General features: G+C 35.8%; 13 protein-coding genes. 9 read left to right on the forward strand and 4 right to left on the reverse strand.

From position 1 onward, the window contains the following. The first annotated feature begins 55 nt into the window (after positions 1-55). Positions 56-1,474 (forward strand): dipeptidase PepV, encoded by a 1,419-nt coding sequence (pepV, locus tag KFO35_RS11070; protein WP_002294157.1) that lies wholly within the window; start codon positions 56-58, stop codon positions 1,472-1,474. A gap of 55 nt (positions 1,475-1,529) precedes the next feature. Here pepV and KFO35_RS11075 read toward each other — a convergent pair whose 3' ends face one another. Together KFO35_RS11075 and KFO35_RS11080 are read right to left on the reverse strand one after the other, a co-directional pair. Beyond that, positions 1,530-2,477: a glycosyltransferase family 2 protein gene (locus KFO35_RS11075; protein ID WP_002315618.1), complete on the reverse strand. Its 948-nt coding sequence runs from the start codon at positions 2,475-2,477 to the stop codon at positions 1,530-1,532. 222 nt (positions 2,478-2,699) lie between these two features. Next, the gene (locus KFO35_RS11080; protein WP_002292629.1) at positions 2,700-3,050 is read right to left on the reverse strand and encodes a PepSY domain-containing protein; all 351 of its coding nucleotides are present in this window, start codon (positions 3,048-3,050) and stop codon (positions 2,700-2,702) included. A gap of 199 nt (positions 3,051-3,249) precedes the next feature. Here KFO35_RS11080 and pepA point away from each other — a divergent pair, with 199 nt between their 5' ends. The 4 genes from pepA (at position 3,250) to ytpR (ending at position 6,088) form a co-directional block, all read left to right on the forward strand. Beyond that, positions 3,250-4,329, forward strand: a complete 1,080-nt coding sequence (gene pepA, locus KFO35_RS11085) for a glutamyl aminopeptidase (protein ID WP_002294156.1) — start codon at positions 3,250-3,252, stop codon at positions 4,327-4,329. Positions 4,330-4,471: 142 nt separating this feature from the next. Continuing rightward, complete coding sequence (locus KFO35_RS11090; RefSeq protein ID WP_002292632.1) at positions 4,472-4,792, forward strand: thioredoxin family protein; 321 nt, start codon at positions 4,472-4,474, stop codon at positions 4,790-4,792. 21 nt (positions 4,793-4,813) lie between these two features. After that, positions 4,814-5,278, forward strand: a complete 465-nt coding sequence (locus tag KFO35_RS11095; protein ID WP_002292633.1) for a universal stress protein — start codon at positions 4,814-4,816, stop codon at positions 5,276-5,278. A 204-nt stretch (positions 5,279-5,482) separates the two neighbouring features. Continuing rightward, positions 5,483-6,088 carry a YtpR family tRNA-binding protein gene (ytpR, locus tag KFO35_RS11100; RefSeq protein WP_002294153.1) on the forward strand — a complete coding sequence of 202 codons (606 nt, stop codon included), beginning with the start codon at positions 5,483-5,485 and terminating at the stop codon, positions 6,086-6,088. A 105-nt stretch (positions 6,089-6,193) separates the two neighbouring features. Here the strand turns inward: ytpR and KFO35_RS11105 are convergent, their stop codons facing one another. Further along, positions 6,194-7,483, reverse strand: coding sequence for a S1C family serine protease (locus KFO35_RS11105; RefSeq protein ID WP_002290101.1), 1,290 nt, complete (start codon positions 7,481-7,483; stop codon positions 6,194-6,196). A gap of 427 nt (positions 7,484-7,910) precedes the next feature. Between KFO35_RS11105 and rlmH the strand changes: the two genes are divergently transcribed. The 4 genes from rlmH (at position 7,911) to KFO35_RS11120 (ending at position 10,064) form a co-directional block, all read left to right on the forward strand. Further along, entirely contained in the window at positions 7,911-8,390 is a 480-nt protein-coding gene (rlmH, locus tag KFO35_RS11110; RefSeq protein ID WP_002315620.1) for a 23S rRNA (pseudouridine(1915)-N(3))-methyltransferase RlmH, read from the forward strand. Between the two features lie 109 nt (positions 8,391-8,499). Then, positions 8,500-8,925, forward strand: coding sequence for a recombinase family protein (locus tag KFO35_RS14205; RefSeq protein WP_231401897.1), 426 nt, complete (start codon positions 8,500-8,502; stop codon positions 8,923-8,925). A 3-nt stretch (positions 8,926-8,928) separates the two neighbouring features. Further along, positions 8,929-9,645: a recombinase family protein gene (locus KFO35_RS14210; RefSeq protein WP_231401898.1), complete on the forward strand. Its 717-nt coding sequence runs from the start codon at positions 8,929-8,931 to the stop codon at positions 9,643-9,645. Next, complete coding sequence (locus KFO35_RS11120; protein WP_010721782.1) at positions 9,642-10,064, forward strand: hypothetical protein; 423 nt, start codon at positions 9,642-9,644, stop codon at positions 10,062-10,064. Before KFO35_RS14210 ends, KFO35_RS11120 begins: the two co-directional genes overlap by 4 nt. 681 nt (positions 10,065-10,745) lie before the next feature. Here KFO35_RS11120 and KFO35_RS14215 read toward each other — a convergent pair. Next, positions 10,746-11,853 (reverse strand): hypothetical protein (locus tag KFO35_RS14215; RefSeq protein ID WP_244653259.1); only part of this gene is annotated, 1,108 nt, incomplete at its 5' end.

Genomic DNA, 11,853 nt, shown 5'->3' on the forward strand with positions numbered 1-11,853 from the left:
CTGTAATTTGTGGTATCATGAACACGAAGACTTAAATAAGTGGAGGATTAACTTTATGACAATTGATTGGCAAAAAGAAGTAGAAGCACGTAAAGAAGACTTGCTTGAAGACTTGAAAAATCTTTTACGTGTCAACAGCGAGCGAGACGACTCAAAAGTAACACCAGATGCACCATTTGGACCTGGACCTCGCGACGCATTGAAACATATGTTAGCTTATGGTGAACGTGATGGATTTAAAGTAAAAAATGTCGATAACTATGCAGGGCATATTGATCTTGGCGAAGGAGACGAAACACTAGGGATATTTGGACACATGGATGTCGTTCCTGCAGGAGATGGCTGGGACACAGATCCTTATGAACCAGTGATCAAGGATGGAAAGATCTTTGCACGCGGATCAAGTGATGACAAAGGCCCAAGTATGGCAGCTTACTATGCGATGAAAATCATTAAAGAACTTGACTTGAAACTATCGAAAAAAGTGCGTTTCGTAGTCGGTAGTGATGAAGAAAGCGGCTGGGGCGATATGGCTTATTATTTCGAACATGAAGAAGAACCAGATTTTGGTTTCTCGCCAGATGCTGAATTTCCAATCATCAATGGTGAAAAAGGAAATGTTTCTTTAGCTTTACGATTCAAAGGCGACAATGCAGGAGATTATGTATTGAAATCTTTTGTTTCCGGACTTCGCGAAAACATGGTGCCAGGAACAGCAACTGCAGCACTTCAAGTACCAAGTGCAGATGCAGCTATCGCGATGGAAGAAGCATTTTACCAATTCATCGAAGCCAATCCAGTAAGCGGAACGATTGAAGCAGACAATACGTATGTAAAAATCGAATTAGTTGGTAAAGGTGCACATGGTGCAAGCCCACAATCTGGTATCAATGCAGGTTCTTTCTTGGCATTGTTCTTAGACAACTATGAATTCTTAGGATCTGCTAAACAATTTATCCATGTAGCAGCTGCTTATGTCCATGAAGATTTCTATGGAGAAAAACTAGGAGTCGCTTATGAAGATGAAAAAATGGGCAAATTGACAATGAATGCTGGACTGTTTGCTTTTGAAGAGAATGGTACAGAGGAAGCGAACTTCATCAATATGAATTTCCGTTTTCCAAAAGGTGTAACAGTAGACGGATTGCAAAGTGACATCGAACAAACAGTGGGCCAAGAAGGCGCAACAGTTACTCGAGGTGCTCGCGTAATGGAACCACATTACGTACCAATGGATGATCCATTGGTGGCTACATTATTGCAAGTCTATGAAGACCACACTGGAGAAAAAGGCTACGAACAAATCATCGGTGGCGGAACTTACGGACGTTTGTTGAAACGTGGCGTTGCTTATGGAGCGATGTTCCCAGGATATACTGATACAATGCACCAAGCAAACGAATTTATGAGTCTTGATGACTTGTTCAGAGCAACAGCAATCTATGCAGATGCCATCTATCGTTTGGCGAAATAATTAATTAAAAAAGGATCAAGAATTGCAAATTATCTTTGCATCCTTGATCCTTTTTTTATTTTCTACTATGGTATTCATGATACACATGATATAGATTCAACTCGTACTCTTTCTTTGCGTTCGTGACGACCGTATCCAAAATCAGTCCTGTTACTAATGAAAGAAGGGCTAAAGTCATCAATCCAGTACTTAAAATCGCAGAAGGGATGCGTGTAATGAAGCTTGTCAACATATATTCACGAATCACAGGAATCCCCGTGACCAATCCAAATAAAAAGAAGAAGATGGTCCAGATCCCAAAGAAAAGCAAAGGTTTATAATCTTTGCACATTTTGATGATCATCATGATCACTTTGAATCCGTCAGAGAATGTATTCAATTTTGATACGCTGCCTTCTGGTCGGTCCCGATATTCGATTGGGATCTCAACGAACTTGAATTTTTTATCTAGAGCATGGATCGTCAATTCCGTTTCGATTTGAAAACCAGAACTCATAATAGGGAAGCTTTTGACAAAAATTCGATTGAATCCTCGATAGCCGGTCATGACATCAAGAATTTTTGTTTTATACATTCTAGTAATTGTATTTCTAACAAGGTTATTTCCAAAATCATGGAAAGGACGCTTATTCTCATCAAAGTAGGTTCCATTTGATAGACGATCGCCAATGACCATATCTGCTTCGCCAGAACGTAATTTCTCAAGCAAACCATGTACAGCTTCGGCGGGATAAGTGTCATCGCCATCTACCATCAAATAATAATCGGCATCAATATCAAAGAACATTTGACGGATCACATTCCCTTTTCCTTGACGTGGTTCTTTCTTTACGATTGCTCCACCTTGAACGGCCAATTCGTATGTTCGATCGGTCGAATTATTATCATAGACATAAATATCTGCTTCTGGTAATTCTCGTTTAAAGTCTGCAATGACTGTTGAAATTGTTGCTTCCTCATTGTAACAAGGAATCAGAACAGCAATTTTTTCTTGTTGTTCCATTTTTCACTCTCCTTAACTATAGAAAACAAAAGCTGAATTAAAAATACCTCATAATCAAAGTAAATGCTAGTTTTTCCCGCTAAATATCATTTATTTAAAAAGAAAATACTGGAATATGTGTTTAGAAAGACCTGTCTAAAAAACCACCCACTATAAAAGAAGGATAGGAGACCTCTCTTTTAGATAGTGGGTGCGTATTCGTTATTTCATTTTTTTGACGTATTAATCTATTGCGCCCTTTTTTCTTGAAATGTCTAATACGGTTCCTGTATGAGCATCTGCTAAAAATTCATAATAAACAGTTTCGCCATCTTCTATCCGAGAAAGCCCACCTCGATAAGCACTCGACCGAACGGCGAATTTTCTAATAGGTTCTTTTTCAAAAGAGATCCAAGAACCTTCGATTGCGCCTTCTTTTAAAAAAGATGTTTTGATATTTTCAAGCACTTGGTCTGCTGATAACACTTTTTTGCGATGATACCAAATCGTTGAAGCTACCCCGCTCAATAATCCTAGACCGATCCCAACGGCTAACCCGCCTTTAAAATAGCTTAATTCGCTTTCTTCATACATGTGGATATACCTCCTTCTTCTCACTTGCTACTCCTTGTGCTTATTTTACCACACTCTCATATTTTCTTTGAAATAAATAACCGCTACCAGAAAAAATAAGCTATAATAAATACAATCGGTCTGCAGAAAAAATCATATTTTATCCGCAGATCAATATAAGTCTGAGAGGAGTTTAGTCTGAAATTTAGACGAATAGCATATGGAAGAAAAAACATTTCAACGAATCAAAGAGTTAACAGAATTACAAGGAACAAGCGGTTTTGAACAAGACGTTCGAGCCTATATGGAAAGTCATATGGAACCGCTGGTAGATGAGTTACAGTTAGATGGTTTGGGCGGCATTTTTGGACTGCGCCACCATGAAGAAGCGGATGCACCTCGTGTAATGGTCGCAGCACATATGGATGAAGTCGGATTCATGCTGACACAAATCCAAGAAAACGGGCTTTTCAAAGTCGTCCCTCTAGGCGGCTGGAACCCTTACGTTGTTTCTGCTCAACGTTTTACACTTAAAACCTCTACTGGTAAGAATTATCCATGTATTTCTTCTTCCGTTCCCCCACATTTATTGCGAGGAACAAGCGGACAAAAATCAGTAGAAGTAACAGATATTTTGTTCGATGCTGGGTTTGAATCAAGAGAAGAGGCAATGAGTTACGGTGTCCTTCCAGGAGACACAATTGTGCCTTATGCTGAAACGATCAAAACAGCCAACGGAAAGAATATCATCAGCAAATCGTGGGACAACCGCTATGGCTGTACAATGGTATTAGAAGCTTTAGAAGCGTTACAAAATGAAACATTAGGTCATACATTGATTGCAGGCGCGAATGTCCAAGAAGAAGTAGGCTTACGTGGTTCTAAAGCTTCTGTCAATAAATTCAAGCCAGATCTGTTCTTTGCAGTAGACTGCTCTGCAGCAGATGACACAGTGACGAAAAATGGCACATTCGGACATTTAGGAGAAGGTACATTGATGCGTATCCAAGATCCAGGTTTGATCATGCTTCCTCGTTTGCGTGAGTACTTGCTGGATATTGCTGAAACAAACAATATCCCTTATCAATACTTTGTTTCAAAAGGCGGTACAGATGCAGGTGCTGCTCATACACAAAATGAAGGAATCCCAAGTACAGTGATTGGCGTAGTGGGACGTTATATCCATACGCATCAAACGATGTTCAGTATTCGCGATTTTGAAGCTGCACGAGAAATGTTGATTCAAACACTGAAAGGTTTGGATAAATCAACAGTGAACACGATCGTATACGGAAAATAACGCGATAGTAAAACTATAAAATCTGGCAAAAGCAACCTTTTGTCAGATTTTTTTTATAAAAAGAGGATCAATGTTTGTTAGTTCGTAAGAAAGGTGTATAATTTAATTGAAAAATACATAAAGAGAAAGTAGAGGAAAAAGAATGATTATCCCAAATAGTTTAGAAGAATTAGCAGGCTACGTAGAAACTGGAAAGAGTGTATTTTTCTTTACTGCCGGCTGGTGCGGAGACTGCCGTTTTATCAAACCGCAAATGCCTGAAATCGAAAATGACTTTTCTGATTGGCAATTTATTGAAGTAGACCGTGACAAGTACATAGATGTAGCCGCTGAATGGAACATTTTTGGTATCCCAAGTTTTGTCGTGATCCAAGACGGAAAAGAATTAGGTCGTCTAGTGAATAAAGATCGTAAAACAAAACAGGAAATCGAATCGTTCCTAGAAAGTGTAATAAAAGGCTGACATCTGTTAGGAGGGGTCAAGATGAATCAAGAATATAAGAACATTTTAGTAGGTATCGACGGTAGTGAACAAGCACTTGCTGCTTTCAAAAAAGCGGTAGAAGTGGCTCGCCGTAATAATGGGAAAGTATATGTAGCAAACGTAATCGATCAGCAATTTTATAACTTTATGGGCTATGCTCCTATTGATCAAAATCTAGTCGATCAGCAAACTGAAACAGCCAAGCAAATGATCGAAGAATGTAAAGAATATGGAAAATCTGTTGATTACACAAATATAGAAGGAATTATTGCCTACGGCTCTGTTCGTGAATCCATGGCAGTCAAATTGCCAAAAAAATATGCAATCGATCTAATCATGGTTGGGCAGTCTGGACTAAATGCAGTCGAACGCTTTATGACAGGAAGTGTAGCCAGCTACGTTATACGTCATTCACCTTGTGATGTCTTGATCGTTTCTGACGAAGAAGAACAACCAAGTAATTAAGCAAGTGGAACTTGTATAATATTTTTAATCAATTCACTAAAACAGTAAAGGGACTGTGACAAAAGTCTTGTCACAGTCCCTTGTTACGAATAAATGGTGTTCCAGAAGAAGCTTCTTCGGAAATAAAGCATGAAAAAAATCTCATGCAGTGAATGCAATTTTTTGTTAAGATAAATCTCAGCAAAGGATAATGGAGGAAAGAACATGATTTTTGCTTATAACAAAGCACACGTCGGAGACACTTTGATGGTTATCATAGCCGACGATAAAGGAACAGAAAACACTGTTGAACGTAAATGGAATGTTGCTCGGATCAAAGATGAACAAGGTCAAGTTGTTGCTTGGAACTTTTTCCATATCTCCGATCATCTAACAATCGAAGGGAACGGCCAAGTAAGCTTAACAGATGAAGAATTAGCGAAATTGAATCGATTAATCAAAGAAGCAGGATTCGAAGAACAGCTTGAAGCTGATCATGAACCGAAGATCGTTGTCGGTTATGTCAAAACATGCGTCCCGCATCCTGACTCTGACCATTTATCGATTACTGAGACAGAAGTAGACAATGGGACAGTATTGCAAATCGTTTGCGGTGCACCAAATATCGAAGCTGGACAAAAAGTTGTCGTTGCAAAACCAGGAGCCATGATGCCGGATGGAATGATGATCTGGCCAGGAACTTTGCGAGGGGTAGACAGCTATGGAATGATCTGTTCCGCTCGTGAATTGCATTTGCCAAATGCTCCAGCAAAAAAAGGAATCTTAGTATTGCCTGAGGATGCCGTAGTCGGAGAAGCATTTCCAAAATAAAGAGGTTGTGAGCCTGCCGTTTCACTCTGAGTCGCAAGAAGTTGGCAGAAGAACACCATTTAAAAAAGAGGTTGTGACAAGTCTTTGTCACAACCTCTTTTTTTATTAATTTTCACTATTTTGATTTTGTTTTAATGCCGATTGATCGATCGTCAATTCAACAGTAGTTGTTTTTTCTTTCGAGCCTTCATAGTAAGTGATTTTGACAGAATCTCCCACTTTTTTCTTATACAAAGCAGATTGAAGTTCTACGCCAGAAGAAACTTCTTTGTCATCAATCTTAGTAATGACATCATATTGTTTCAATCCAGCTTTTTCAGCCGGTGTAGCTGTTTGGACATTTGTCACGATGACACCGTTAGTTACAGATGAAGGAATCTTCAATATTTGTTCTTGTTGCTGTGTAGAAACGGCAGATAAGTCGACCATTGTGATACCTAGAGCTGGACGTGTCACTTTTCCGTCTTTTTCCAGTTGATTGATGATATTCACTACATCGTTACTTGGAATAGCAAATCCCATTCCTTCTACGCTTACATTAGAAGTCGATTCAGAAGTACTTGCGATCTTACTTGAGTTGATACCGATAACTTGTCCTTCGATATTCACTAAAGGACCACCAGAATTTCCCGGGTTGATCGCTGCATCTGTTTGGATCGCATTGATATTGACTGTTTCGTTCGATTCATTCGTACTTGTTACTTGTCGATTCAAAGAAGAAATGATTCCTGAAGTGACAGAATTCGCATATTCAGATCCTAATGGGGAACCAATCGCAATCGCAGGTTCACCAACCTTCAGAGCGCTTGAGTCACCAAAAGAGGCAACCGTTTCGACTTTATCTGAATTGATCTTCAACACCGCTAAATCTGAATAAGCATCTGTTCCAACTAATTCAGCTTTTACTTTCGTCCCGTCTTTCATCATGACTTCCAAACCTTGCTGTCCATCTACTACGTGGTTGTTTGTGACTACATAAGCAGTATTCCCGTCTTTTTTATAGATTACGCCGCTTCCTTCACTATAAGCTTCCAAATTACTATCATCTGAGCTGCTACTTTCTTCTTGCTGCCCGAATAATCCGCCAAAACCGCTTGATTGATTTTGACTTTGTAAGTTGATAACAGAAACGACAGCGTCTTGAACTTTATCTACCGCTTTGGTGATATCAGAATCTACATTGACTTTGACATTTTCGACAACTGTTTCACCGGCTGAATTTTGATTGCCGCTTGTAGCAGTAGAACTATTGTTGCCAGTGCCCATCGCTGCATAAAAAATGCCAGCTGTCAGTAGTCCTCCAACGATCCCTCCAACAAGCCCCAGACCCAACTTACGCCAGAGGCTATTATTTTTATTTTTTTTCATCTTTGGTGTCACATTTTTTCTATCCATGTGTTCCTCCTCCAATTACATTCATTTATCTACTTTTAGTATAGTCTTATTTGTTGACTTTAGTCTACTTTGAGACTGTGAACTTTTTATGAAAAACTTTAGGAAAAATCATTGTTTTCAGATGAAAATATTTGATTTTCTTTTTCCACAGATACTGTGTAAAACTACGCGAATAGGATTGGAAAAATAAGGGATAAAACATATCCACAGCCTGTGCATAAAGTGGATAAATTCTTATAAAACGTATGTTTGCCTAATAAATGTGATGAAATAAGGTAAAATAACACTGTTTTCTGTGGATAAACCTGTGGATGTTGTGCATAACTGTTGGGGAAATCTTTTTAACAAAAATAGCCAAAATAAACATATAGACGAAAAAATTGATTATAATAAACAAAGTGAGCGTGAAGATCAAAGGAGAGAAAACATGAATATCAAAATTATTTCAGTAGGAAAATTAAAAGAAAAATACTTGATCCAAGGTATCAATGAGTATGTCAAACGGCTGAATGCCTATGCAAAAATCGAATTGATCGAAGTTCCTGACGAAAAAGCCCCGGAGAATTTAAGTGAAGCGCAAATGAGACAAGTAAAAGAAAAAGAAGGAGAACGAATCTTAGCGAAAATCAAAGAACAAGAATATGTCTATGCCTTAGTAATTGAAGGGAAAAATCCCACAAGCGAATCTTTTGCTAAACAAATCGACCAATTAGGTATCCAAGGAAAAAGCCACCTTGTTTTTGTTATCGGCGGCTCTTTAGGACTCAGCGAAGCCGTCATGAAAAGAAGCAATGCTCAGATCTCTTTTGGCAAAATGACGTATCCACATCAATTGATGCGTCTGATCCTCGTCGAGCAAATCTACCGTGCCTTCCGGATCAATGCGGGGGCTCCGTACCACAAATAATGATATTTTTTCGAATAAATTCATTATAATTAATATGATTTTTCTTGGTATTGCGATGATACCATAATATAATCAAAGTGTAGATTTATTAATTCAGGATGTGAAATTTGTGGATAAAAAAAATGTCTATTTGAGAAAGGGGAAGCGAATAACCAAACAACAGAAGAAGATACAGGAGGCGTTTAATAATACTCGAGAAGTAGAAATTATTCCTGCTAAGGTTACTAATTCTGATATCAGAAAAAAAAGAGTAGCTGCATATTGTCGGGTAAGTACTTATGCTGAGGCACAATCAGGAAGTTTTGAGTTACAAATTCAAACCTATAAGGAAAAAGTCTTATTAAATCCTGAATGGGAACTTGTAGACATTTATGCTGATAGAGGTGTTTCCGGAACTACAATCAAAAAAAGAGAAGAATTTAATCGAATGTTAGAAGATTGTCGTTTAGGTAAAATCGATTTAATTATTGTAAAAAGTATTAGTCGTTTTTCAAGAAATACAGTTGATTTTATAACAGTCACTAGAGAATTATGAACATTGCCTAACCCAGTAGGAGTATTAATTGAAGATTTAAATTTGAATACATTAGATTTAGCTACAGAAACATTGTTACTTTTTACTAGTGCAGTAGCACAAGCTGAAAGTGAACAAAAAAGTGAAGCAATATTGTGGTCTATTGTTGAGAGATTTAAAAAAGGATTAGCCATTATTCCCACACATAATCTATTGGGTTATAAAAAAGATAAATTTGGAAAAGTAGTCATTGAAGAATCAGAAGCAGAGGTTGTTCGATTTATCTATAGGAATTTTATTGAAGGCGTTTGTGCTATTGATATAGCTAACTTATTAAATGAGGCAGATATTCCTACAGCAATGGGTAGGAAGTGGAAATCTTCCTCAATTTATCGTATATTGAGAAACGAGAAGTATTATGGTTTGGTAATTATGCAAAAAACATATACAGTTGACTGTTTTACGCATAAAACAAGAATTAATCGCGGTGAAAAACCAAAATATCTTCTTAAAAATGGAGTACCTGCGATTGTTTCTGAAGAAGAGTGGAATCTAGTTCAACAATTATTATCTAATCCACATAACAGTAGAAACAATAGGATTACTAAAGATATTGAGAAACCTAAAACATTTATTTCTACCATTAAATCAGGTGTATTTAAAGGATTTATAGTAATTGATGTAAAATGGACAAAAAAAGAAATTGCTGATGTATTATCGGAAGGAGAAAATATATATTGAATAAATTAAATTTTGATGACTATAATTTTGAAGTAATTAATGTTGAAACAACTGGAAATTATTTGTTGACTCTTAATAAAAATTCTATAACATTTGATAAGTCGATTGCAGAAGCTCTAGGGTATTCGAGTCATATAAGACCTTTGCTAGATAGGGAAAATAAAATCTTTGCAATTCAAGCTTGTAAAGCTAATTCTTTAAAATCTATTCCTTTTTCAAAATCTGAAAGTCAACAAAAAGGAAGTATTAAGATGCAGTATGGAGCACTTAGAAATATTTTGAGATCATTAATGAAAGATAAATGGAAAGAAGAAATGAGATATCAATTGGAAGGTGAATTGATACCTGATAAAAAAGCTATGATTTTTGAATTAGAAAAATTCAATGAACTACCTCTCAAATCTAGAAAGGGAAATTAGGGCTTTCATTACCATTATGTTAATGAGATAAATATAATTTATAGATATATTATTACAGTTTTGAAGTTCAATCATCCAATAAAGATGATTGGACTATTTTTGATGCTATAATTTCTAGATCGGATGAAATAGAGTCAACGAAACATTAATCTGAAAGGATATTTTTGTATATATACTAAATCAACGGATTTGGTGTAGCTGGTGCATCAGGATTACTAGCGTTATTATTTCCAAGCTACTTTGGTACGGTGGATGAAATGGTTGTTCGATCGTTATTAAAAACTGAAGAATTTAAAACTGATGAAAAAATAAAACAAATGAATCCACAAAATTTGAAGATAGAAGATGCAGTATATTGAATTGATGTCTATCGTAAAAAAGCAAATCATTTAAATAAAATTTTTAAAACTTACAGCTGGACACCTGGAAATATTGACGTTATTCTATGGTATTTCCGGTAGTATTAGTTATCTGAAATAAATATAAATCCAAATATATTATCGATGAAGTCCAATTTTCTCTGTAGAAGATTGGACTATTTTTAATGACAAAGGATTTGTGCGCGTTTATTCATATCTTGTTTTGAGACATCTGGATATACCTAAAATTTATGCTTTTATTTTAACGGATAAAAAAGACAAAGCACTAAAACCTCAGTACTTTGTCTATAGTCTGAAACCACTAGCTTGCACCAATGGTTTTAATTAATTGAATTACTTGTATCACGTTTTTTACCAACTGAATTTTTTGTTCTTTTTCCTCTTCTTCTTTTTCTAAAGTTTCTATTAACTCCTGAAAAGATATTATGAATTCCTCTTCTATTTTGAGCGTATCAGTAAATTCTATAAGAAAGGCTTTTTCCAATTCTATTTCTATCAAGAAGACTTCTTCAGGAAACAGTTTTCTTAAATTCTCATGTTCTAGTCTATGTTTAATTTTAGAGTTTAAATTTTCATCCTTGTGGTGAGAGACAGCCTGAAGATCGTAGATGTTAAAATTGAAATATGTCTTTGTTAAAGTTTCAAGAATTTTCATATGATCGTAACCATTCCAAGGACCTTCATATTTCATTTGCATAAGATGAATTTTTTCTATCCATTCACTCCACGAATTCTTTTTTTCTTGAATTATTTGTAAAGCGTATTCAACTATATTATTTATAATATCTTTATAGTCAATAGTTAATTCAAATTCTCCTCCATTTAAATTATTATATTTATATATATCATAATTTATTTGTACAGGACAATTATTTTTAAGATACTCACTAACTTTATCGAAAACGGACTTATTTATAGTAGAATAAGAAAACCCTTCATAATTTATAAAAAGTTCCACATGTTTTTTCGTAATTTCTTTTATACTTCGAATTCTTGGAGTTGATTCACATTCATAATAATCAGCAACACGACTACGATCATTAATATATATATTCATATCCCATTTTTCCGCTTCACCAATGGAACACAATGCTGTTACTTCACATAAAATATCAATTAGTATTTTGTTTACATATTCAAAGTCTAATTTATTCCAACCTAATTTTTCTAAATTTGTTCTAGTTTCAAAGTCTAATTTATACCAACCTAATTTTTCTAAATTTGTTCTAGTTTCATTAGATAAAAATTCACTGGGAAAGATGGGGAGATGATAGCATACTTTTTTTATATTAAATATATCAGGGTGTAGATAACTCTGGTTACCAGTAATAGCTGTTGCTGCATACCAAGTGCCATTTACTATGCTTTTTCTAGTAAATAATTCATTTATCAAAAGTATTAGTTTTCTT

This window comes from Enterococcus lactis, assembly GCF_015751045.1.
GTDB lineage: Bacteria > Bacillota > Bacilli > Lactobacillales > Enterococcaceae > Enterococcus_B > Enterococcus_B lactis.

Coding starts and splice junctions, on each gene's coding strand:
- pepV (WP_002294157.1), top strand. CDS start 56: ATGACAATTGATTGGCAAAAAGAAGTAGAAGCACGTAAAGAAGACTTG.
- KFO35_RS11075 (WP_002315618.1), bottom strand. CDS start 2,477: ATGGAACAACAAGAAAAAATTGCTGTTCTGATTCCTTGTTACAATGAG.
- KFO35_RS11080 (WP_002292629.1), bottom strand. CDS start 3,050: ATGTATGAAGAAAGCGAATTAAGCTATTTTAAAGGCGGGTTAGCCGTT.
- pepA (WP_002294156.1), top strand. CDS start 3,250: ATGGAAGAAAAAACATTTCAACGAATCAAAGAGTTAACAGAATTACAA.
- KFO35_RS11090 (WP_002292632.1), top strand. CDS start 4,472: ATGATTATCCCAAATAGTTTAGAAGAATTAGCAGGCTACGTAGAAACT.
- KFO35_RS11095 (WP_002292633.1), top strand. CDS start 4,814: ATGAATCAAGAATATAAGAACATTTTAGTAGGTATCGACGGTAGTGAA.
- ytpR (WP_002294153.1), top strand. CDS start 5,483: ATGATTTTTGCTTATAACAAAGCACACGTCGGAGACACTTTGATGGTT.
- KFO35_RS11105 (WP_002290101.1), bottom strand. CDS start 7,483: ATGGATAGAAAAAATGTGACACCAAAGATGAAAAAAAATAAAAATAAT.
- rlmH (WP_002315620.1), top strand. CDS start 7,911: ATGAATATCAAAATTATTTCAGTAGGAAAATTAAAAGAAAAATACTTG.